Raw genomic sequence first — 24,917 nt, 5'->3', positions numbered from 1 at the left:
AGTTTTACTTTATAATGCTTTTTGCATAATTACCCCCAAAAATAAGTATATGGTAATTCAAGGCAAAAAATTTTGAGAAATAATTGTATGTTATTAAAATAAACAGTAAGGAGGAGAGGAAATGAAAGCAATTGTTATTGATCGATATGGCAGTGTTGAAGAATTAAAAGAAAGACAAGTTTTAAAACCGGTTGTTAAGAATAATGAGGTATTAATACGTATTCATGCAACATCTGTTAATCCAGTTGATTGGAAAATAAGAAAAGGTGACTTACAAGAACAGTTACGCTTTTCATTTCCAATCACTTTAGGATTAGATGTAGCTGGAGTTATTGAAGAAGTTGGAGAAGATGTAGAGTGTTTCAATATAGGAGATAAAGTGTTTACGAAACCTGAAAATATAGGAAGCGGCTCTTATGCTGAATTCATTGCAGTACAATTAGATTTAGTATCACATATGCCTAATAATATTAGTTACGAAGAAGCAGCTTCTATTCCTCTTGCAGGACTTACAGCGTGGCAAAGTCTTGTAGATTACGCAAAAATAAAAGAAAATGACCGTGTATTCATTCATGCTGGAGCTGGTGGCGTTGGAAGTTTGGCAATCCAAATCGCAAAATCATTTGGAGCTTTTGTTGCAACGACTGCTAGTAGTAAAAATAAAGAATTTTTACAGTCTTTAGGAGCGGATCTCGTTATTGATTATAAAAAAGATAAATTTGAAGAACTAGTATCAGATTTTGATATTGTGTTAGATACAATAGGTGGCGAAGTGCAAGAAAAAAGTTTTCGAATTATTAAACCTGGTGGTGTTCTAGTTTCCATTGTTCATGAACCACTACAAAAAGTAGAAGGAATAAAATCAGGATTTTTATGGCTAAAACCAAATGGAAAACAATTAGAAGAATTATCAGCTTTAATTGTAAACGGAAAAATCAAACCAATCATAAGTAAAGTGGTGCCATTTAATGAAGCAGGAGTTCGAGAAGCTCATATTTTGAGTGAAGGACAACATGTTAGAGGAAAGATTGTAGTTAAAGTGGAATGATAATCAAGATTACAGCTTATAGAGTAACTAGATTTGAATAACGAAAAAGCTCAACAATAGATAATATTCCATACTATACATTTTCATTTGCGGGTATTATTTATTGTTGGCTATTGTGATATTACTTCTAACAAATACTGTTTCGTATTGTATCGTGTAATTTCTCTAATCCAATTTCCATATCTTTCTCGTTTAACATTGAATAGCTAATTCTTAATTGGTTATCATTTGTTTCGTAGTTTAATAGACAAGCTGTTCCTGGTAAAAAAGAGACATCTACTTCATTTGCTTTTTGTAATAAGGTAAAGGGATCTATCGAATCAGGTAGTGTCACCCATAAATTAAAACCTCCATTTGGTATTTCAAAGTGTAGTTCTTTTAATGGCGATAATATATCAATTGTTAAATCACGTCTCATTTGTAAAGCTGTACGTAATTTTTCTAAATGGTTTTTCATACGCTCTGCACGTAAAAACGGTAGAAGTGCCTTTTGTGTTAATAAAGGACTACCGATATCCATTGAACCTTTTACTGCATATAGCCATTCAAAAATAGGACCATCGGCAATAAGTGCCGCGATACGCAGTCCTGGTGCTAACGTTTTACTAAATCCTTTTATATATATTACGTGGCCATCCTTATCAAAACTTTTGATTGGGGGCGGGATTATAGCATCCTCAAAATATATTTCTCCGAAAGAATCATCTTCAATAATAAAAAATTGATATAGCTCCGATAGTTCTATAAGTTCCATTCTTCGTTCTTTACTCATTACTGTACCTGTCGGATTCTGGAAGGTGGGATTCGTATACAATAAAACGGGATTTTTACTTTGACAAATATCATCAATTAAGTCGGAGCGAACTCCATGATTATCAAGAGAAACGGGAATGATTTGAACACCTTTATTGATGAAAATATCAAGCGCAGCACTGTAACATGGACTTTCTACCAATACAATATCTCCAGGTTTTAATAATGTTTGAGCAATTAAATCAATTCCTTGTTGTGCGCCGCTTGTAATTAATAATTGAGATGGGTCTGTCACTAATTTCTGGTGTTCATTTAAGTAATTTGCTATTTCAACTCGCAATTCATAATCGCCTTGAACTGGCCCATAAGTTGCTAACAACATCGGATTTTTATCCAGCAATTTATGCATTTCATCTGCCAAAAATGGATTTGGTAACAGACGAGGATACAGAATTGCTTGTGAAAAATTATAATATTTACGGTGCTTATTCATTGCATATTGAGAACGCATAACATTAATCGTTTTCGTTTGTTGCCATTTATACGGAATTGGTTTGAAATCTTTCTTTACCCGTTTATATATGTAAGCACCTTTTCCTTGTTCGATGCGTATATACCCTTTCGTTTCTAACTGTTTATACGCTTTACGAACTGTTAATACATTGATTTGTAAATCTGTGGCCATACAACGTAAAGAAGGAAGAGATTCACCATGTGAAAGCATACCACTTTGTATTCTGTCAACAATTTGCATATATATTTGCTTGTAATACGGTATGTTTGTTTCTTTACGCAATACAATCTTCATAGGTTCACCTATTTTTCTTTTTAATTTAATTAAAGCGAAAAATATATAGGGAATCAACTACAACTTGAAGTAACTGTTATATGTACCGATACACTGTTATACACCATAGCCTCTATACTCATTTTAAGAGTAAAAAGGAGGAAGTAAAATGGTCATTTTTAATTACATTTTAGTATGTATTATTTTCGGGACAACATTTTTAACGATTAAAATTGGAATTGAAGCAGGGGCGCCACCGTTGTTTTCAGCAGGAATTCGCTTCTTTTTAGCGGGTATAATCCTTATGATTATTTTTAAATTAAAGCGAAAAGAAATTATGCCACATATATTTTCAAAACGTATTATGTATGCTGGATTTTGTTTAACATTTATGACATTCGCAAGTTTATATTGGTCAGAACAATATATTTCTTCGGGATTAGCTGCTGTTCTTTCTGCTACGGGACCAATGATGATTTTATTAATACAAGCAAAGAGGAATAGGGAGAAATTACAAAAGGAACAACTCGTTGCTTTAGTTATTGCACTAATAGGTGTTATATTTGTTTCTTTACCAGGAATGCATCAACAAGTAAGTTTCATATGGAGTATTGCTTGTATTGTTTTAGTTATAGGAGAGTTATTTTACGGAATAGGCTCTATTCGTTCAAAAGAAATACTTTCAGATTTATCAAATGTATCACCATTTCTTATTAACGGAATTCAAATGTTTTATGGAGGGATTTTACTACTAATCGCATCTATTATTGTAGAACAACCAAATGTAACTGTATTAACTTCATGGAGTGTACAATGGCCTATTTTATATCTCATATTTATCGGATCGATCGGTGGACACGGATTATATTACTGGCTCTTATCAAAAACAAACCCAGTATTTCCATCGACGTGGTTATATGTATCACCATTAATAGCAATTATCGTAGGGTATATCGTATTAGGAGAACCCTTAAATCCTACAATGGGAATGGGGGCTTGTTTCATTTTGATAGGTGTATTTTTAGCAAACCGTACAACAATTGGAGCTTATTTTAAGCAAGGGAAGCTATTAAAGAAGGAGCTTTAAATAGAAACGACTGAAGTGTTTTGAGAACTTAAATAAATAGATGACACAAAAAACATGCTATTACTAATTTGTAGCATGTTTTTCTTATTGGAGCCGTTACCATAATTTTCTTAGAGAATAACGAACACTGTACTTTACGAACAGTGTTCGTTATGTTATAAATAGAACAAGTAATTCAAAAACATGTAAGGTGTGATTAATGATGGAAAGAACGAAAAATACGAAAAAAAGAATTGCCATTATAGGCGCTGGACCAGGAGGATTAACATTAGCTCGTATATTACAACAACATGGTTTAAAAAGTGTGGTGTATGAAAGAGAAACATCCCCAATGAGTCGTCAACAAGGAGGTTCATTAGATATCCATCATGATACTGGTCAAGAAGCGCTAAAAGAAGCAGGATTGTTAGAGAAATTTTATGAATTTGCTAGATATGAGGGAGAAGATTTTCGATTATTTGATAAAAGTGGAAAAATATATTTAGATGAAGAAGCAGATTCAGCTGGCGGGAATCGTCCTGAAATTGATCGTGGTACTTTGCGTGATTTGCTTTTAAACTCTGTTGATTCAGAATGTATACATTGGGGATATAATTTAATAAAAGCCGTTTCTCTAGAAAATGGTATGCATAAACTTCATTTTGAAAATGGACATGTAGATATTGTGGATTTAGTTGTAGCGGCAGATGGTGCTTTTTCACAAATTCGCCCACTTGTCACAGATTCGGCACCGCAATATACTGGAATTAGTATGATTGAATTGAATTTGCAAAATGTCACGGAAAATCATCCGGGAATAGCGGAGTTTAATCGACGTGGTAAAGTCTTTGCACTTTCGGATCAAAAAGGTATTTTGACACAGTTAAATGGAGATGACAGTATTCGAGTATACTTAAGTTTTAGAACTAATAAAGAATGGCTTGATAATTGTGGGATTCCATTTGAAAATGTAGAAGAAGCAAAGAGTCAACTTCTACAATATTTTGAGGACTGGGATGAAACTCTTAAAAATTATATTAGATGTGCAGATGGTGCAATTTTTCCTAGACGAATTTATATGTTACCTGTGGGGCTAACTTGGAATAGTACACCTGGTGTTACTTTAATTGGTGATGCTGCTCATTTAATGTCTCCATTTGCTGGAGAAGGTGTGAACCTAGCTATGCGTGATGCAGCAGAACTTGCACTAGCTATTGTAAAGTATGACGATTTGAACGAAGCAATCAAAACTTATGAAGGAAAAATGTACGATTATTCTTCACAATCTGCTGCTATCTCAAATGATAACCTTGAAATTTGTTTTTCAGAAGATGCTGCTATTAAAATGTACAATCTTATGAATCAACTTCATGGACAACAATAAAACTGGATGTAATTAAGGAGAACTATGGAAGAGAAAACAAATACAACGAATAGCCGTCGTTCGCGACCAGCAAAAGAACCATTGAGTAAAGAAATCATTGTGAAAACCGCATATAACCTCCTGGAGTCTGAAGGAATATCAGGCCTTAGTATGAGAAAAATTGCAAAAGTGCTAGATACAGGACCATCTTCTTTATATGTTTATGTTAAAAATGCTGATGAATTAAGAGCGTTTGTATTAGATTATGGTCTAGGAAACATTGAAGAAATAGATGTCAAAAATGAAACATGGAAAAAAGAATTATTTGAACTTGTATATTCATATTTCAGAATTTTGTTCAATTCCCCTGGAATGGCAGAATTGGCTTTAATGACAATTCCAATTGGACCAAATTCGTTAGCTCTTACCGAACAGATTTTGCACCAATTACACCTAGGAGGAGTAAATGCGAAATCATCAGCATGGGGAGTAGATATTCTACTGTTATATGCTGCTTCAGTCGCCTTTGAACAAACAGCACGTAAAGAAAAGGGAACTACACTTGACGCAATTCGTGCTTCGTACGAAACATTAGATGTAGTAAAGTATCCGATGATTGTAAGCTTAAAAGATGATATGTTGTCTGGTGGAGAAGAAAGGTTCCGCTGGGGATTAGAAGTTGTACTTCAAGGTATTTTACATGCACAATAATAAGGATTTTAAAATCGAGAATTAATGGCGATATTTATATAAAATAAAAAACACACTATGTCTTTAAAATATAGTGTGTTTTTTATAATTAATTCACTTTTTTAATAAAGCCTTTATAATGACGTTTTACAAGCTGGCTTTCTAACGTCTTCATAGTTTCTAGTGCTACACCGACAATGATAAGTAAGCTTGTACCACCAATTTGAGCAGAAGGTGGTAACGTAGCAATTTTCGTGAATACGAGCGGTAATATAGAAATTGCACCTAAGAAAATTGCACCAATAAATGTTAAACGGTATAAAATTTTAGTTACATATTGTTCAGTTGCTTTACCAGGACGAATACCAGGAACATATCCATTTTGCTTTTTCAAATTCTCAGCCATTTGTTCAGGATTTACTTGAATAAATGCGTAGAAATATGTGAAAGCAACGATAAGACCGACATAAAGTGTCATTCCAATTGGATGTGCGAAATCAAGATTTGCAACTAACCATTTTGATACGCTTGAATCAGGGAAGAGCTGCGCAATTGTACGCGGCGTCATTAAAAATGCAGAAGCAAAGATAACTGGTATAACACCAGCACTATTTACTTTAAGCGGTAAATGAGTGTTTTTTGCTCCTTGATATTGATTGTTTCCTGAAACAGCTTTTGCATATTGGATCGGTATTTTACGTACAGCTTGTTGAATGTAAATAACACCAACAACTATCGCTAAAATTACGAGTCCAATTAAAACAATTTTTATTATGTGCATAAATAGCTGATCGCCAGCATTTTGGAATTGTTGTAAATAAATTTGATTTGCAACATTTGGAATCGCGGCAACGAGACCTGCGAAGATAATCATCGAAATACCATTACCAACTCCGTTAGCGGTAATTTGTTCGCCTAACCAAAGTAAAAATGCAGTACCTGCAGTTAAAACTGTCGCAATAAATAAGTATGTAGTCCAGCTTTGATCTGTTATTAATTGTCCACCTGCTATATTATTAAAGCCATAAGACATTCCGATGGCCTGTATGAATGCGAGAATGATTGTAAAGTATCGAGTGAATTGAGCTGATTTCTTACGGCCCATTTCTCCTTGCTTTGCCCATTCCGAAAACTTAGGTATAACATCCATTTGTAGTAATTGTACTATGATGGAAGCTGTAATATATGGTGTAATACCTACAGCAAAGATTGAGAAATGTTGCAATGCTCCTCCACCAAATACGTTTAACATACCTAGAACGTTAGCTTGATCTTGTACTTTTAATACCTCTGCGTTAGTATGAGGAACTGGAATAAACGTGCCAATTCGAAAAACGATTAACATCGCTAGTGTAAAAAGGATTTTCCTTCTTATCTCAGATACTCTCATGAAATTTGAAATCGTACGAAACATTATGTCGCCTCCTATATTTTTATCAGTAAAAAACTGATTATTATACCCTATGAAGTAACCACAAACCTCCTTCCGCACTAAATTCATTTGACAAATGGATTTTCATACACTTTGTAGTTTTCACGGATATAAAAATATAAGGTGTTATATAAGCGACCTATACACTTCACGTAATCATTCAATACCCATAATATATCGAATAAATTAACAAATGTACATACATACGCATTAAAAATGAATAAATAGGGTCATTTTTTACATTTATTTAATGATAAATTGATAGGACATTACTATTCAAGATGGTTATACATGTTATAAAAATAAAAGCGAGCCATTATGATTTATAACTAATATTCATTCAAATGTGTCAGCTAATAGTGTCTCCCAATCTTTAAAGGATAATTTATCATTTATATGTTTTAGTGCGTTAGGTACAAAAATATGACAAATAAGTTCTAAGCTATTACCATCTGGATCAATAAAATAAACAGATGCATTACCTTGATGTGGACGCACAAATGGTTCAATAGATTCATTACTCCCAAACGGAACAGCTTTAATTTGAAGTGAGTGTAACCAATGTAATGATTCTTTTAAATCCTCATAGGAAACTCTAAATGCAATATGACGTAAAGAAGGATGATATTTTGTTTCGTATTCAGAGCCCGCCCATAATCCCAGCCAACTTTTCCCGTCCTCAATCCAAAAGAATGCTGTTGATTCATCGCTCCAGGCTAACTTCAACCCTAGTTTTTCATAAAATTCGATAGATTGTTGTAAATTACTCACTGGTAAATGCGCTTCGTATATTCCTTTAATCAATTAAAATCCTCCACCTTTTTATTTTCTTACAATTAATATATCGATTTAAAAAGAATGTAAAATCAAATAAAAGTATGAAAGTACATACTACTTTAGTAGTAATAGTAATCAATTATATTTCAATTCAAATTCATCGCCCGCTGATTAAAGTTTCACTTTATGTGATTAGAAAATTCTTTTTGTTTAAGAAGGAATAAATATTAAAGAAAGCTAAATAAACAGTGTACGTATTTATAGAGGAGAAGATGTAAATGAAAGTTGTTATAAAAAAATTACCATCATTAGAAGTAGCGTATATAAGACGAACTGGTAGCTACTTTGAACCGCAAGATCATTGGGGAAAGTTACTGAACTGGTCAATTGAAAATAAACTGTATCCACCAGAGCAATCATTTATCGGAATATCATTAGATAATCCTGAACTTGTTGCAAGCCATAAGTGCCGGCATGATGCATGTGTTACGATTCCTGAAAACTTCGATAAAGAAAAGTATCATGATGTGCAATTTAAAAGGTTAGATGGAGGTAACTATGGTCTATACCAGTTTTATGATGAACCTCATAAATTAAGTGAAGCGTATCAATACATGTATGCAGAGTGGCTACTAAATAGTGAGTATGATGCAGATTATGATAGAGATAATTTAGAGTTTTGCTTAAATAATGTTGCTGAAGATCTAGAAGGAAAGTTAAAGGTTGATTTATTTGTGCCAATTAAAAATATACAAAAAAACAAATAACTTCATTTGTGGCTTTAAAAGGAAATTGGAATAGTAGTGAAAGAAAATCTTTTTTCGAAGATAATATTTCTAGCGTAGAAATTAAGTATGTAGGTTACAATGAAAGGAGAATCCACATGGATACATTTGTAAATGACAAGTTTTATGAAACGAGAAATCAATTAGTTGAGGAAATTTCTTTGTTGAGTGATGCTCAATTTAATAGGAAACCAGATAAGGATAAATGGAGTATTGCACAAGTTTGTCATCATTTAGTTTTATTAGATGAGAGAGTGATAACAGTTATTTCCTCAGGGTTAAAAAAGTTAGATAGTACCCAAAATGAGCGTAAAGAAATTCACACTATTTTATTAGATAGAACGAAAAAGTTTATAGCTCCAGAAATGATTGAACCAAGTATAGAACCATTTGAAGTGGAGCAAATGCTCAATATGCTAAACGAATCAAGAAAAGAATTGATTCGTTTCCTGAGTACAATAGAAGATGAATCTATATTAGCGAAAAAATCAGTGATGCATCCAGCTCTTGGAGAATTGCCCCTTGATCAGTGGATAGAACTGATCTATTTGCATGAACAGCGTCATATGTTACAAATCAAAGAGATAAAATTGCTTTGTGAAATTGAAAAGTAAAAATTATTCCCTATTTATTGATACGTATTATAAACAAGGAAAACAATTGATTCATATTGATTCAGAAGAAAACAAAAATAGAATGAAATTTGTTGAAAGTGACCAATAAGCTTAAGAAAATATGAAACTATCCGATTTTCTGTATAAGTGTAACCCCGTCTTAAATGAAGAGCGGGGTTATTTTTTTGAAAGTACACTTCACACGCTTAAGGAAGGAGTATTCTGTCAGAAAACGATAAAATACAATTCTGTTAGGGGATGTATGCAATTTATTCTCTTTATTTTTGCAACAGAACCACCTTCAAAATTATCTTTTGTAGTTGAAGTTTCCTGAATAATAAGTTACATTTTTAAAGTTCAAGCAACTTTATGAAAGTACAAAAAGGGGAGAAATATTATTATTATGCAAAAAATGAAATGGAAGAACTATGTATGTTACTTTGTAATTCTATTACTGCTTGGAACGGCAGTAATAGTCAAACCATCTATCTCTAAGGCTGAGGAATCTGAAGTTAATATTACATTGTTAGGTACTGCAGATATTCATGGTAGATTTATGCCTTGGGATTATGCGCTTGATGGAGCAAATATGAGTGGAAGTTTGACGCAGCTTTATACGGTTATAAAGAAGGTCCGTCAAGAAAATCCAAATACCATATTAGTAGATGCCGGGGATACAATTCAAGGAAACTCAGTAGAATTATTCAACGATAAGCCACAATCGCCAATGATGGTAGCGATGAATACAATGGGATATGATGCCTGGGCATTTGGAAATCATGAATTCAACTTTGGATTAGATACATTGAAAAAAGTTAGTGAGCAATATAAGGGAAAAACGTTAGCAGGTAATATTTATAAGGAAAATGGAGAGCGCTTTCTTCCTGCATATACAATTGTAGAAAAAGGTGGAATTAAAGTCGGGATTATTGGTATGAATACCCCAATGATTAGTGACTTTGAAAAAGGAACCGATCATTTAGAGGGTTTAGTGGTGAAAAATCCAGTAGAAGAGACAAAAAAGGCAATTAAAGAATTAGAAGGTAAAGTAGATGTAATGGTAGGAGTTATGCATATGGGACTAGAAAATGAGAATGGTATCCCTGGTACTGGTGTTCAAGATATTGCAAATGCTTGTCCGGAACTAAGTGCTATTTTTGCGGCTCATATGCATAAACTTGTAAAAAAAGAAGTTGTAAATGGCGTAATTATTACAGAACCAGATAAATATGGAACACATATTTCACGTATTGACCTTACTTTTACAAAGCAAGATGGGAAGTTGGTTTTAAAAGATAAAACTGCTACCGCTATACCTGTAAAAAATGCTGATGGAACAACGATATTATCTGATCCTACACTTGAAGAAACACTAACACCTTTTCACGAATATGCGAGAGGAGATGCAAATGTTGTAGTCGCTCAATTAAAGGGTAGAAATCTTGTTCCTGAAAATGAAATAAAGGGTATCCCAAGTGTTCAGATTCAAGAAACACCTTTATCAGATTTCTTTCATGAAGTCATGCTCTACTACAGTAAAGCAGATGTAGTAGCCCATCAAATTGATAATGATTATGCCCGTTTGGATACAGGTCCTATTAAGAAAAAAGATATCGCGTATAATTACCAATATGCCTTGGGAGAAATTACAGTATATAAGATTTCTGGAAAAGATTTAAAAGACTATATGGAATGGGCAGCAGGATATTTTAACTCATCTCGTGCCGGAGATGTAACCGTTAGCTTTGATAAAACCCGCCGTGCATCTAAATACAGTACGAACGATTTCTTTGGAGGCGTAAAATACGAAATTGACTTAACAAAACCATACGGAAGTAGAATTACAAATTTACGCTCTATTCGTACAAACAAACCAATCAAAATGAGCGATGTTATGACGCTGGGAATGAATGCATATAGAATGGAGGCTCTTCAGGCAAAAGGAGGAGCTTTAGAGGGGCGTAAGTTTGAACAAATTTGGTCATCTAAACAAGAGAATGCATTTGGAGAAACAGGTGGAACCATTCGTAACCTTGCTATTACATATTTAAAAGAGGTAAAGAACGGTGTATACACACCAAAAGTTATGCGTAATTGGAAAATTACTGGTGTAGATTTACATTCTTCAGAGCATAAGGCTGTAGTTGATCTTGTGAATAAAGGGATTTTAGAAATTCCAAAAACAGAAGATGGAAAATACACAAATATAGCATCTATAAATACGAAAGACTCAATTTCAAAAGAAGAGATTGTAGCACTCTCACAAAAAGCAAATATTAATCCAAATCAGTTTAAGCATATAAAAACGAAAGGTGAATTTTACAAAAAACTTAGTAGGATTACTAAAAAAATATAAATTATAAGGTTTCTTATAGTAATTGTTATTTTAATAACATTAAACCCACTCTTACAATAGTAAAGAGTGGGTTTTTATGTTGTTATTTAGAGGTAAGTATACTTTTATTACAATGAATATAGATAATTAATAACTAACCAATTGGATGAGCGCCTATAAGGACTCTCTTTTATTCAAATTAATGTACATATGTGTTCCGTTCATTATTTATAATATTGCCCACAATTTATGTAATTTTGCATAATGTTACATAAATTGTGTATTTTCTCTTTTTTCCGACAGAAATAGACAGTATACTTTGTACAAGCTTTCTATTTCAAAAATTATACGAGGTGAAATAATGAAAAACAAAAAGACATTAACTAAGGTAGCATTAACAACAGGATTAGCTTTAACAGCTGTGGCACCATATGGGGTAGGTCATGCAGAGGAAACAGATCAACTACAAGTTCAAATTCAGGAAGAATCGTTCCGTTCGGGTGAACTGACACAACCGTCACAAAAGACACCAGAAAATGTAGTAAAGGATGCACTTAAGGAGAAAACAGAGCAAGCTCTCTCCAAAAAACAAGTCAATGGAGAAGCAGGAGTAGATTATAAAGTCCTTCAAAAACGTGGTTCGTATGATGGAACTACACTTGTACGTATGCAGCAAACATACGAAGGAAAAGAAGTATATGGTCATCAATTAACTGCACACGTAGATAATAATGGTGTTATTAAAAGTGTTTCTGGTGATAGCGCGCAAAATTTAAAACAAGAAGAATTGAAAAAATCTATTAATCTATCAAAAGATGAAGCAAAACAATTTATTTATACGAAGTACGGGAACGATATCAAGTTTATTACTGAGCCAGAAGTTAAAGAGGTTATTTTTGTTGATGAAAATAATGGACAAGCTAAAAATGCATACCAAGTTAAATTTGAAGCTGCAACACCAAACTATGTTTCTGGTACTTATTTAGTAAATGCACAAAATGGTGATATGTTAAAAAATATGGTACAAGAATCTAACTTAAAAGCCAGTGACAAACTAGTTGGCGCTTTAAAGAAAAGTAAACAAAGCAGTCTTACATCATTAACCGGAACAGGAAAAGATGATTTAGGTATTAATCGTTCATTTGGTATCTCTAAACAAAGTAATGGCAAATATGCTCTTGCTGATTATACAAGAGGGCAAGGAATTGAAACATATGATGTGAATTACAGAGATATTACTAAAGAAGAAAGCTATTATCCTGGTACATTAGCGACTAGTACTTCGGCAACATTTAACGATCCAAAAGCAGTAAGTGCTCATTACTTAGCAACAAAAGTATTTGATTTTTATAAAGATAAATACAAGCGTAATAGCTTTGATAATAAGGGACAAAAGGTAGTTTCAGTTGTACACGCTTGGGATTCTGAAGAGACGAATGATCCGAAGAATTGGCAGAATGCATTAAGTGCTAATAATGGAAGTATGCTTGTATATGGTGATCCTATTGTTAAAGCATATGACGTAGCTGGACATGAATTTACACATGCTGTTACTTCTAGCGAATCTAATCTTGAATATTACGGGGAATCCGGTGCGATTAATGAGGCACTATCTGATATTATGGGAACATCTATTGAGAAATACGTAAATAATGGAAACTTTAACTGGACAATGGGAGAACAAACGGGATCTGTTTTCCGTGATATGGAAAACCCAGCTTCTGTTCCATCTTCACTTGGAGTACCTTATCCAGATGATTACAGTGAATTTAACGATTTTAATGGATGGGATCAAGGTGGTGTTCATTTTAATTCAAGTATTATTAATAAAGTTGCGTATCTCATTGCAAAAGGAGGAACTCATAACGGAGTGACTGTTAAAGGAATTGGTGAAGATAAAATGTTTGATATTTTCTATTATGCAAATACTGATGAGTTAAACATGACTTCTAATTTCAAAGAATTGAGATCAGCATGTATTCGAGTGGCAACTAATAAATATGGTGCAAATACAGCTGAAGTTCAAGCAGTTCAAAAGGCATTTGATGCAGCAAAAATTAAGTAATTTAGAAATATAGTTATCATTCATATATTAATACATTATGAAAAGCAGCTAATATCATTTTAAGGATATTAGCTGCTTTTTTACTTAGCAATGTATTGTTGGAAATAAACTGACTAAGCAATAATTAGGTGCGTTATCTGTAAGAAGTTGCGACAAATAAATAAGGTTTAAAGTGTGTAAAAACAGAAAATTAATAATATATTGACCTCTTGATAGAAAGTCTATAAAATGAAAGCGATAACAAACGATTGCTTTAAAATGATTTCCCTGACCTTTTAGCATTTACAAATATATGAGGGCATACACAAATCTATTTTTTTAAGCATTAATGCAAACGTTTTCGTATTAAAAGGTCATTGAAATACATACGTGAAAATAGCCAATATGGAGGTGAATTAAAAGAGATTTCTAGATTAATTTAAGCAGTGTTATTCAGTGTAAGCATAATAAATCGCTAGTAATATTTGAAGAAAGGGTGTATGTGGTGCAAATTACAAAAAGGTTAATTAACAAATCATTCTTATTACTTACCATAATCGTTATGTTATCATCTGTTTTCTCCTTTCAGAGTGTGAAGGCAATTTCAAATTCGAAAACAACTGAAATTATCATTCATTACAAAGAGAAGCTTGGAAATACAAAAGACTGGAATCTTTGGTTATGGGGTGAAAATGCAAATGGTACATCTTATGAATTTACTGGTGAAGATGAATTTGGAAAATACGCTAAGATAAAAATAGACGGTGACTATAATCGTGTAGGATTTATAGTTCGAACAAATGAATGGGAAAAAGATGGTGGAGATCGTTGGATTGAAAATATAAAGGACGGTCGTGCTGAAGTATGGATTCTTTCGGGTGATGAAAAAGTATATAACTCTAAGCCTTCTTCAGATCTCTCAATTCAAAAAGCAACTATTGATAGTTTCCATGAAATTACTGTAACGACTAATGTCCCATTTAATATTAGGGAAAAGAAAATTGAAATTGAAGGCATTAAAATTAAGAATATTAGTCCTTATGATATAAACAGTGGAGATATTACTAATAAGGTTAAAATAATTACGGAACAGAAAATTGATTTAAAACAAACATACAAAGTTAAAATAGAAAACTTAGCTGATACGAATACTGAAATTGGTAAAGTCATTCGTAGCGAGGAATTTGATAATTTATTTTATTATAGTGGTAACGATTTAGGGAATACATATACCGCGCAACATACAAAGTTCCGTGTATGGGCTCCTACTGCAAGTGAAGCGAAGTTAGTTACATATAAAAAATGGAACGATAAAATAGGTACTGAAATAAACATGCAACAAGGTGAAAAGGGAACTTGGACAGCAGAACTAAAAGGGAACCAAAAAGGGCTCTTTTATACGTATAAGGTCAAAATTGGTGATAAGTGGACAGAAGCAGTTGATCCATATGTGCGTGCTGCTTCTGTAAATGGGGATAAAGGTGCAGTCGTTAATTTAGAAGAAACAAATCCGAAAAAATGGAAAGCAAACAAAAAGCCAAAATTTAAAAATCCGGAAGATGCTATTATTTATGAGTTACATGTACGTGATCTTTCCATTCAACCTGAAAGTAGTATTAAACAGAAAGGGAAGTATTTAGGTGTAACAGAAAAAGGAACAAAAGGGCCAGAAGGTGTAAAAACAGGACTTGATCATATAAAGGATCTCGGTGTTACTCACGTTCAGTTTTTACCGATATTTGATTATGCTTCTGTAAATGAAGAGACTTTAAATGAACCGCAATATAACTGGGGATATGATCCTAAAAATTTCAACGTTCCAGAAGGCTCCTATTCTACAAATCCTTATGAGCCGACTGTGCGAATAACTGAATTGAAGCAAATGGTTCAAACACTACATGATAATAATCTTCGAGTAGTGATGGATGTAGTATATAACCATATGTATAACGCTGCTGAATCTAATTTCCATAAGTTAGTTCCAGGTTATTATTATCGTTACAATGAAGATGGAACATTTGCAAATGGAACTGGAGTAGGAAATGATACTGCTTCAGAAAGAAAAATGATGAGGAAATTTATGATAGATTCCGTCACATATTGGGCGAAAGAATACAATTTAGATGGATTCCGTTTTGATTTAATGGGTATTCATGATTATGAAACGATGAATGAAATACGTAAAGCTGTTAATCAAATTGACCCTTCTATTATACTACACGGAGAAGGATGGGATTTAAATACACCTCTTGCAGCTGAGCTGAAAGCAAATCAAAAAAATGCAGAGAAAATGAAAGGGATTGCTCATTTTAATGATAATATACGTGATGGATTGAAAGGTAGTGTATTTGAAGAGAAGGAAAATGGTTTTATAAATGGAAAGGAAAATATGGAAGATCGTATTAAAAAAGGTATTACGGCAGGTATTGACTACGATACAAATTCGTCTACCTATCAAGATCCAGAGCAGGTGCTAACTTATGTGGAAGCACATGACAATCATACATTATGGGATAAACTTGAGTTAACTAATCCAGGTGACAACGATGAAGTGCGAAAACAAATGCACAAATTGTCTTCTTCAATTTTATTAACATCACAAGGAATTCCATTTTTACATGCAGGGCAAGAGTTTATGCGGACGAAATATGGTGATCATAATAGTTACAAATCTCCAGATTCAATTAACCAGATGGATTGGCTGCGCCGTGCAACGTTTAATAATGAAGTAGATTATATGAAGGGCTTAATAGAATTACGCAAAAAGTACTCAGCTTTTCGAATGACATCTGCAGAGCAAATAAAAACACAAGTTTCATTTATAGGTGCCCCGAAAAATACGGTAGCTTATACAATAGAGGGGAATAAAAATGAATACTTTACGGTGGCTCACAATGCAAATAGAGAAGCGGTTGAAATAACACTTCCATCGAATGGGCCTTGGAAAGTACTAGTAGACGGGAAGCAGGCGGGAAGTAAACCACTTTATGTTGTCCATGACAATAAAATTAAAGTTCCTGCATTAAGTTCATTTGTTTTAAAGTTAAAATAATATAATTTCACATACTGTAATTATATTACAATTTAATAAACAAAAAAAGAAGAACTCACCAAGGTTCTTCTTTTTTTTATGTGAAATTAGCGTTTCCATAATTGTAGATATAAGAGTTCTTAAAAATAGCAAAAGGCAAGACGATGAACCTATTTACAAAATGACAAGAAAATGACAAAACTGTAAGAATGCATGAATGTTTGTAAGAAAGTTCGATGTTTTCCTTTTTCTTTTTTTATTAAAGTGAAAAAGAAGAAAGTGATGTCATAAGAGGTTGATATTTTTAGATAGATACAATAACCAAAACTATTTATGTAATGAAAGTATATGGAAATCAGTAAAACACCTTACTAAAAAGGAGGGATTTGAAATGTCTTTTTCTCAATTCAATATTGATATTTTTCGAGCGATTAATGATTTAGGTAAACAATATTCATTTCTAAACTCAGCCATGGTATTTTTGGCAGAATATATGGTATATATTTTTGCTTTAATTATTTTAGCTTATTGGTTTACTGGGTCCAGAAAAAGTAGAATGATGGTTATTCAAGCGCTGGTTACTTTTGTAATTGCCGAGGTAATCGGGAAAATAGCAGGGAAATTTCATTTGAATTATCAACCGTTTGCAGTATTACCTGATGTTAATAAACTTGTCAATCATGCTATAGATAATTCATTTCCTAGTGACCATACGATTCTCTTTTTTTCGATTTGTTTTTCATTTTGGCTTGTTCGTAAGAAGACTGGATGGTTATGGATTATACTTGCATTTTGTGTGGCAATCTCTCGTATTTGGGTAGGAGTTCATTATCCTTTTGATGTAGTAATAGGGGCTTTAATAGGATGTGTTTCAGCTTTATTTTCGTATTGGTTTATACCGAAATTTTCTTTTATCAACAAGTTGCTTACTCTATATGGAAGAGTAGAGAAACTTGTTTTACCATCAAAAAACAAATCAAAGGGATTTTGAGTATACAAGTATGTGAGTCTTTTGAATTAACCAAATGGCATTACATTAAATCGTCTTGGAGGTCATTTTAAAGGAAAAACTGTTTTACATTGGAAAGTTGGAAATTATATTAAGGCATTTTGCTAACAGGTGATATTTTTCAAGTGATTGCCAACTGTCAGTGAGTGAGTTTCATGTACAGTTATCTACATCCACTGCTAGTAAAGTAAAATAGCTGACGGATATAGTAAAAGGGCTACCATTCAACCGTATTTATAATGCTTTTCATCGAGTCGTGTCAAAGCATGTGGACCTTGCTGTTCAGAAGTCAGCAGATCGATACATAAATGTACTGCAGGGAACACTTTTTAATACATGGGATGTTTCAATATTATCTATAGATATCTGTAAGAAATAAAAATAAATAGATAAGTTTAGAGCATGTTATTATCATTTTTTTAAACATGCTCTTTGTATTTAAAGTAACACCAGCATTACTGACACGTACAAGTTATCAACAATCTTTATGTTGAAAGAATCTTAGTGTACGAATGTTGGTACTACCCCTTACTTAGTAATCTCACAATTTAAGACCTGTCATTGGATAAATGTGGGGAGTTCAATCGATTCTGAATAAAATTAATAGTATCAGTTGCAATTTTTTTACGTTTAAGAACTATCCCGGCATGCCCACATGTATAAATATATCGTGTAGGCCTTTCCCAAGATTTCCACAAGTAGTCTGTATCCTCAGAATGCACATATAGATCGTGCTTACCTGAAATTAATAAAATATTTTCTTTTTTTACTTTTGGTAATGCTTGACTCGGTTCAGTGATTTTCCAATAATCTATTAAATCATCATACGTTACACCATGATGTTCCAAGTCTTCTCTAATAAATTTACCTGGAGTTGTATTCCAAATTGAATAAGAGAGTCGATTTGCATAGAAAATGGATGCTAACACATCAATTTCTTCTTCAACAAGAGAGGTTAAGTTAGTAATAAATCCACCTAAACTAATTCCTATTAGAATCAGGGGACCATTTTTATTTGCTTTAATCCATTTAATCAAAGCTCGTAAATCAGCTACCGCTTGTCTAGTTGCTTGTACTGTTCGTTCAATATTTGCACTTACCATATACTCTCCACTGAAAAAGGATTGATCGGGTGTTCTTTCAAAATGATAGGGTAGAGTGAAATAATACATATTCCACTTCAGGCTGGTCATATGATCGTGGAATATTTTTTTCACACGTTCGTTAGAATCCATTCTCCAACCGTGAACAAAGATAACATGAGGTGCATTTTCATTTTCATGTAAGAATAATTCCCCAGTTACAGAGTCGTTGCGTGAATCACCGGATTGAACCGAGCTTTTATATTTGAATTGCCCAACCATGTATTCCTTTTCCTGTTTTGAATGCTTAATGTCAAAATGAATATAGGATGGTTTTACTTTATAAAAAGATTCTATGTCCTTTATATTTAATGAAGTGTTAGAAAGGGAAGTATACTGAAACGCTACACTTCTTTTTTTGTGTAAATCATATAAGGCGTACCGATCAATGAGTTTTGAAAAAATCAAATTAACCTCCTCCAAAATACATATTGTTTAAAACATGGACAAAATTTATGTTGTAAATTAATTATAAAATATTCTCTTTTCCTAATAGTAGGTGATAAATTTGTATATCATATTATAAAGCTTGCAATAAAATAAAACTATAAATAAATTATACTAAAATCTAAAAAGCAAGTTAATATTCTTATTCATATAAGAGAATATTAACTTGCTTATTTTCGTATTAAAAGATGCACCTTTTAAAGTGACGTGATTTGTATGAGATACAGTAACTATATTAATCCCTATTATAGATATCCAAATAGGTTTCTCTATATTTATTGTATAGAAATTACACAGTAAATATTTTTTGTGCTACATACATTAAATTAATCTTAACCTTTTATATAAATTTATTAAACGGAATAACTCCTTACCAATATTCAAAAACGGCTGCGTTTTTGAATTTGTGTTCTAGCTTTTCTGAAACAGGTAAATAACTACACATAAACTCCTTATATCTCTAGTTAAACTACCGATTAGCTCCATATAAACTCTAGATAACCTATATAGAATACAAGATATCAAGGAGGTAAGAAAAAATGAATTTTATGAAACGAGCAATTCTCAGTATGAAAAAAAGGATAGGAACATCATTAATTTTGATGGCAGTTTTTCTGATTGTTACAAATTTGGTTCTTTCAGGTTTCACAATCCAAAATGCGTCAAAAAAAGCAGCGGATGCTGCGAGAAAAAAACTTGGTGCAGATGTTACTTTAGGTCTTGATTTCGACAAATTAGGTCAAAAAGCTAAGGAAACTGGAGAAATGCCAAATCCACCGCAGCTCGATACAAAAGAAACAGATCAATTAGCGAAATCCAAGTATGTAAAAGACTATAATTACATAGCTAACACTTTCGGTATTTCTGATGGACTTAAACTAGTAGGAGCTTCAGAAGGAGAAGAAGAAGGAAAAGGTAAAGCCGGAATGGCGGCTGTGCGAGGCGGTTCAAGCTCTGGTACAGAAATAGATATGAATGCTTCTTTTATGATTGAGGGAGTTCGCAAGACTGTATTACAAGAAAGCTTTAAAAACGGAAAAAGTAAAATCATTGATGGAAAACCAATTACAGAGCAAATGAAGGATCAGAATATAGCTTTAATGGAAAAACGATTAGCGGAATTAAACAATTTGAAAGTAGGAGACAAAGTTAAAGTGCAATCAGGGGATAAGAAGGAAACCCTTGAGGTTGAAATTATCGGTATTTACGAAACAAATGAGCAAGCAATGGGTCAACAGGCTCCTCCTATTATGGATCCAGCTAATAAACTATATATGCCGCATTCAACTATGAAAAAATTAGAAGTAGACCAAGGTATAAGTAGTGTTCAAGTCGTGTATTTCTTGAATGATCCACAATATATTGATGCATTTAAAAAAGAAGCAAAAAAATCTAATATTGATTTTAATTATTATAAATTAGATGCGCATGATTCATTGTACAAGCAAATGATTGGTCCTATCGAAAATATCTCTTCGACTTCTCAAATGATCATTTATATTGTATCGATTGCAGGTGCGATCATTTTAGGATTAATCATTATGCTATCAATTAAAGGGCGTCGTAAAGAAATGGGAATTCTATTGTCTATTGGAGAGAAAAAGTGGAAACTGATGGCGCAATTCGTAGTAGAAGTAGTGTGTGTCGCTATTTTAGCGTTTGGATTATCCATAACAACAGGAGCTAAAGTTTCTCAATATATCGGGGATAATTTACTTTCGAATGAAATTGCTACTGCAAGCGAAGAAACAGATACCTCGCAACATGGTACTGTAATGATGGCTGGACCTGGTGGTACTCTACAAAATCAAAAAGAAGATCCAATTGATAAAATTGATGTAAGTGTAACAGGAGAAGATGTAGGGAAAATGGGTGGAATTGGACTAGCTATTGCTATAATAGCAACGCTTCTTCCAGCATTATCTATTCTACGTTTAAACCCAAAACAAATTCTTTTAAAAGATGAATGAGGAGGCTCGATATGGAGACGATTTTACAGTTTAAAAATTTGGATTATTATTATGAAAGTAACGGAAAAAATGTAGCGATACTAGATAATGTTAACTTTTCTTTTCAAAAAGGACATTTCTACACGATTTTAGGACCATCTGGATCTGGTAAAACTACAACTCTAAGCTTAGGTTGCGGACTAGATGTCCCTAAAAATGGTTATGTACTGTATAATGGCAAAGATATTAGAAAAATTGGCTTGGATCGATACCGTAATCAAAATGTATCTGTAATTTTCCAATCTTATAACTTAATTACCTATATGACCGCTCTTCAAAACGTCTTAACAGCAATGGAAATTACAGGTGTTAAAGTGCAAAATAAAACAGCAAGAGCATTAGAATTATTAGAGAGGGTAGGACTCTCAGAAGCTGAAGCGAAACGAAACGTCCTGCAACTAAGTGGCGGGCAACAACAGCGTGTAGCAATCGCTCGAGCACTATCTTGTAATGTTGATTTACTAATTGCAGATGAGCCGACAGGAAATCTCGACGAGGAAACCGCAATGGATATAATAGAACTGTTTCAAGAACTTGCACATAAAGAAAATAAATGCATTATTGTTGTGACGCACTCACAGGAGGTTGCAAAAAAATCAGATCGTGCTGTGTATTTAAGTAAGAAGAAGTTGGTCGTAAATGAAATCTAATATAAACATCGTAGTTATTAAATTCACATAATTTTCAAAATCTATCCCTTTCAAAAGTTTATATTTGATTTATAATAATATCAAGCCATAACCAAAATGGTCTCCCTGTACTGAATGTTAAAATAGTTTGTTGTTCCCGTTTTAATAATATTTGAAAAAGAACTTGTATGATATTCTACAAGTTCTTTTTATTATAATTGGTTACCTATATCATGGGATAATCACACATAGTTATTGCAGAATTAAACCTACAATCATAATTAAACTAAATACTATTATCCAACCAAACACACAATAGCCAAAAATTCTAATCCATTTAGGTAATTGATTCATGTTAATTTTATTTGAGGGAACTCCCTGCATAGAAAACATCATTTTTTGATCTCTATCTCTATTATTTTGCTGTTCATACATAATATCATCACCTTTCCAGATATATTGAGTTTGTAGTATATCAACCTAAAGAAATTCATGTACAGAATAAAAGGGGATAGCATATATATTATGTGGTGGACTTTATAAATAAATGCATTTAATCACCATGGTTCTAAGCACTAATCCGTTATAAATACTGAAAAAGAGCCCTACATAAATAGGACTCATTCTCTTCAAATGTTAAGTTGCTGGATATAAATCAGAACCAAGGTAACGTTCTTTTATAATTTGAAGATGATGAAGCTCATGACCAGCAATGATGTATGCTAATGCACGAACTGTAACTTCAGAATTATTCGCATTTCCTCTTTGTGACCAAGCTTCTTTATCTAAGCTTCTAAGTAAATACAGGGTAGATTGGCGAACAACTATTAAATTCTCAAGAAGATCTTGCATAGATTGCTTATCAAAAGCAGCTCTAAGAACATACATATCATCATTATAGCCTGGAAGTTCTGCTGTCTCGCCTCGAGCGATTGATAGCAATCGATACGCCATAATCCGTTCTGTATCTGCTATATGACCGATTACTTCTTTTATACTCCATTTAGTAGGAGCATACCGGAAAAGCCCCTCACTATTAGAAATTCCCTTTAATAAAAGATTCGTTTCCTTCATTTGTTGTTCTAGAATATGTATGATATTTCCGTCTGATACTAAGTTGGTATACGTTGCATAATAGGAGTTATATTCACTTACCTTTGGTCTTATTTGCATACGAATCATCCTTTTTGTTTTATGTTTAATCTTTACATATAGCTTATCATAAAAGAATTCCAAATTAATCTGAAAAATGGAGGCAAATATGCATTTTTCATCCTCCTTTTTAGTTTCATAGATGAAATGCATCTCAAATAAGAGAATCTAATTTGCGCTATGCGGAATTTCGTTTTTTTGCTGTTATAGTAGAAGATAAATATGTAAATTGAATACAGTTTGTCACTACTTATGATAATCGCCATTTAAGAAACAGCATTTGTCCATTAAGTGAAAAACCTGTTAATAAGTTTATATTTACTACAAAAACAAACAAACTCGTCCTATTTAAAGGAGAGTTTGTTTGTTTTTGTGTTTAGATAATGGAATACTCATGCGAAATTGCACACTATGTTCCATATTTTTTATTGAATACTTTATATCTAGCGTTTCAAGAATTTGTTTAACAATATATAACCCCAAACCACTTCCTCCAGTATTTCGATTTCTTGATTTTTCAATTCGATAAAATGGTTTGAAAATTTGTTGTAAATCTTCATCTTTAATATTGACACCTGTATTTATAATTTGCATTTCGATTTGACCTTGTTTCGAATCCTCACTTAACTTTATATAGACTTTTTCATTATGTGGTGAATACATAACCGCATTGTGAATAATATTTTTACATGCTTTTTCTAAAAGAGCACAATCTGTATAAATAGAAAGATCAGAATCAATTTCTTTTATTATTTCGATGCTCTTTTGAGAAGCAAAAAATTCGAGATCTTTTGTGATTGTACCTATTAACTTTGAAGGATTAACTTTCTCTACTTTTAGTTTGAAGGTGTGTTGTTCTAATTTCGATACGCTTAAAATTTCACGAACTAATTGTTCCATACTTTCAATAATTTGATGATTTTTCTTTAAATATTGATCGCGATTTTGATAAGGGCCAATATTATAAATCATCCCTTCTAAGTAGCCTTTCATTACAGTAAGAGGGGACTTTAATTCATGTGCTACAATCGCAAAAAACTCTCTGCGTTTTGTTTCTATTTCTCTTTCTTTTTCAATATCATTTTTTAATTGTTCATTTGCTTTTTTTAAATCAAACATAGCTTGTTGTAAGTTAATAGACATGTCATTCAAACTATTAGACAATTCTCCTAACTCATCTGTAGAGCGAACCTCAATTTTTTCGGAGAAATCTAAATTTGCCATCTTTTGTGCACCTTCATTAATATAAATAAGTGGCTTTGTAATAAACCTGGAATAAAAATAAGCACTCCCTATACCAATTACGAGTACAATGATACTAATATAGGGGAGAAAGCGTACTAAAACCTGTGAAGCTTCATCAATCGGTTGAAATGTAGCAAAGACTATAAGCGTTAAACTACCATCTTGGAATTGAATTGGTTTCGTAACGTTATATGAATTGCTAAGGGTACTTGCATTCTCGAATCGTGTTGCTTTAGTAACTACTGTTTTTTGCGTACCACTTTGAATAAAAGAAAATGAAGGAGAGTAAATAATTACTCCTTCTTTATTTTGAAGGTAAAGCATCGCATTATTTTTTTTTGCGTATTCATCAAAAAGTGGTATCGCATCTTGAAACGTAAGATTTTTAGACTTATCAATGATTTCGTTTATCCCTGTTTGAAGTTGATCTGTTTTATATTGCTCATAAAATGTAGGAAGAAAGAAGTATAAAGTTAAATAAATCAATACTGCAAAGGATAACAAAATGAGAGATGTAGTCATAAAGAGTTTATAAGTGATTTGCTTCATTTTCATGAGT

Annotated in this window: 19 protein-coding genes and 1 pseudogene; 13 read left to right on the top strand and 7 right to left on the bottom strand. The window is 32.7% G+C overall.

What is annotated here, in order from left to right:
* Positions 1–121: 121 nt before the first annotated feature.
* Positions 122–1,048, top strand: coding sequence for an NADP-dependent oxidoreductase (locus tag QCI81_RS00730; RefSeq protein ID WP_029442511.1), 927 nt, complete (start codon positions 122–124; stop codon positions 1,046–1,048).
* A 127-nt stretch (positions 1,049–1,175) separates the two neighbouring features.
* Here QCI81_RS00730 and pdxR read toward each other — a convergent pair whose 3' ends face one another.
* Positions 1,176–2,609 (bottom strand): MocR-like pyridoxine biosynthesis transcription factor PdxR, encoded by a 1,434-nt coding sequence (pdxR, locus tag QCI81_RS00725; RefSeq protein ID WP_071732140.1) that lies wholly within the window; start codon positions 2,607–2,609, stop codon positions 1,176–1,178.
* Positions 2,610–2,757: 148 nt separating this feature from the next.
* On the opposite strand from pdxR, the gene QCI81_RS00720 reads away from it, so the two are divergent.
* The 3 genes from QCI81_RS00720 (at position 2,758) to QCI81_RS00710 (ending at position 5,728) form a co-directional block, all read left to right on the top strand.
* Positions 2,758–3,675 carry a DMT family transporter gene (locus tag QCI81_RS00720; RefSeq protein ID WP_000234338.1) on the top strand — a complete coding sequence of 306 codons (918 nt, stop codon included), beginning with the start codon at positions 2,758–2,760 and terminating at the stop codon, positions 3,673–3,675.
* A gap of 199 nt (positions 3,676–3,874) precedes the next feature.
* Positions 3,875–5,038 (top strand): FAD-dependent oxidoreductase, encoded by a 1,164-nt coding sequence (locus tag QCI81_RS00715; protein WP_071732141.1) that lies wholly within the window; start codon positions 3,875–3,877, stop codon positions 5,036–5,038.
* Positions 5,039–5,062: 24 nt separating this feature from the next.
* Positions 5,063–5,728 carry a TetR/AcrR family transcriptional regulator gene (locus QCI81_RS00710; protein WP_053564269.1) on the top strand — a complete coding sequence of 222 codons (666 nt, stop codon included), beginning with the start codon at positions 5,063–5,065 and terminating at the stop codon, positions 5,726–5,728.
* A gap of 88 nt (positions 5,729–5,816) precedes the next feature.
* Here the strand turns inward: QCI81_RS00710 and secY are convergent, their stop codons facing one another.
* Together secY and QCI81_RS00700 are read right to left on the bottom strand one after the other, a co-directional pair.
* Positions 5,817–7,121 (bottom strand): preprotein translocase subunit SecY, encoded by a 1,305-nt coding sequence (gene secY / locus QCI81_RS00705; protein ID WP_065224882.1) that lies wholly within the window; start codon positions 7,119–7,121, stop codon positions 5,817–5,819.
* A 354-nt stretch (positions 7,122–7,475) separates the two neighbouring features.
* Positions 7,476–7,943, bottom strand: a complete 468-nt coding sequence (locus QCI81_RS00700) for a VOC family protein (protein ID WP_000589636.1) — start codon at positions 7,941–7,943, stop codon at positions 7,476–7,478.
* A gap of 251 nt (positions 7,944–8,194) precedes the next feature.
* On the opposite strand from QCI81_RS00700, the gene QCI81_RS00695 reads away from it, so the two are divergent.
* The 7 genes and pseudogenes from QCI81_RS00695 to QCI81_RS00665 all read left to right on the top strand — a co-directional run.
* Positions 8,195–8,683 (top strand): AraC family transcriptional regulator, encoded by a 489-nt coding sequence (locus QCI81_RS00695; protein WP_071732142.1) that lies wholly within the window; start codon positions 8,195–8,197, stop codon positions 8,681–8,683.
* 116 nt (positions 8,684–8,799) lie between these two features.
* Positions 8,800–9,315, top strand: coding sequence for a DinB family protein (locus tag QCI81_RS00690; protein WP_071732143.1), 516 nt, complete (start codon positions 8,800–8,802; stop codon positions 9,313–9,315).
* 403 nt (positions 9,316–9,718) lie between these two features.
* The gene (locus tag QCI81_RS00685) at positions 9,719–11,671 is read left to right on the top strand and encodes a bifunctional metallophosphatase/5'-nucleotidase (RefSeq protein WP_071732144.1); all 1,953 of its coding nucleotides are present in this window, start codon (positions 9,719–9,721) and stop codon (positions 11,669–11,671) included.
* Positions 11,672–12,011: 340 nt separating this feature from the next.
* Entirely contained in the window at positions 12,012–13,715 is a 1,704-nt protein-coding gene (locus tag QCI81_RS00680) for a M4 family metallopeptidase (RefSeq protein WP_071732145.1), read from the top strand.
* Between the two features lie 484 nt (positions 13,716–14,199).
* Positions 14,200–16,746, top strand: coding sequence for a type I pullulanase (gene pulA / locus QCI81_RS00675; RefSeq protein ID WP_071732146.1), 2,547 nt, complete (start codon positions 14,200–14,202; stop codon positions 16,744–16,746).
* Between the two features lie 370 nt (positions 16,747–17,116).
* Positions 17,117–17,716, top strand: coding sequence for an undecaprenyl-diphosphatase (locus tag QCI81_RS00670; RefSeq protein WP_071732147.1), 600 nt, complete (start codon positions 17,117–17,119; stop codon positions 17,714–17,716).
* Positions 17,717–17,755: 39 nt separating this feature from the next.
* Positions 17,756–18,113, top strand: a pseudogene (locus QCI81_RS00665) (MBL fold metallo-hydrolase); the annotation flags it as partial.
* 169 nt (positions 18,114–18,282) lie between these two features.
* On the opposite strand, the gene QCI81_RS00660 reads toward QCI81_RS00665, so the two are convergent.
* Positions 18,283–19,284, bottom strand: coding sequence for an alpha/beta hydrolase (locus QCI81_RS00660; protein ID WP_071732149.1), 1,002 nt, complete (start codon positions 19,282–19,284; stop codon positions 18,283–18,285).
* A 578-nt stretch (positions 19,285–19,862) separates the two neighbouring features.
* Here QCI81_RS00660 and QCI81_RS00655 point away from each other — a divergent pair.
* Both QCI81_RS00655 and QCI81_RS00650 read left to right on the top strand, forming a co-directional pair.
* A complete protein-coding gene (locus tag QCI81_RS00655; RefSeq protein WP_071732150.1) occupies positions 19,863–21,293 on the top strand; it encodes an ABC transporter permease in 1,431 nt (476 codons plus the stop codon).
* Between the two features lie 11 nt (positions 21,294–21,304).
* On the top strand, positions 21,305–21,982 hold the full coding sequence (locus QCI81_RS00650) for an ABC transporter ATP-binding protein (protein WP_000447852.1): 678 nt from the start codon (positions 21,305–21,307) through the stop codon (positions 21,980–21,982).
* 231 nt (positions 21,983–22,213) lie between these two features.
* Here QCI81_RS00650 and QCI81_RS00645 read toward each other — a convergent pair whose 3' ends face one another.
* From QCI81_RS00645 to QCI81_RS00635, 3 genes are all read right to left on the bottom strand, one after another.
* Positions 22,214–22,396: a hypothetical protein gene (locus QCI81_RS00645; protein WP_000273230.1), complete on the bottom strand. Its 183-nt coding sequence runs from the start codon at positions 22,394–22,396 to the stop codon at positions 22,214–22,216.
* Positions 22,397–22,597: 201 nt separating this feature from the next.
* Positions 22,598–23,134, bottom strand: a complete 537-nt coding sequence (locus QCI81_RS00640) for a DinB family protein (RefSeq protein ID WP_016512709.1) — start codon at positions 23,132–23,134, stop codon at positions 22,598–22,600.
* A gap of 327 nt (positions 23,135–23,461) precedes the next feature.
* A complete protein-coding gene (locus tag QCI81_RS00635; protein ID WP_078401664.1) occupies positions 23,462–24,913 on the bottom strand; it encodes a sensor histidine kinase in 1,452 nt (483 codons plus the stop codon).
* Positions 24,914–24,917 lie beyond the last annotated feature (4 nt).

The sequence above is a fragment of the Bacillus cereus group sp. MG20 genome (assembly GCF_040459885.1).
Lineage (GTDB): Bacteria > Bacillota > Bacilli > Bacillales > Bacillaceae_G > Bacillus_A > Bacillus_A cereus.
This window is presented reverse-complemented; position numbering and strand designations above follow the sequence as displayed.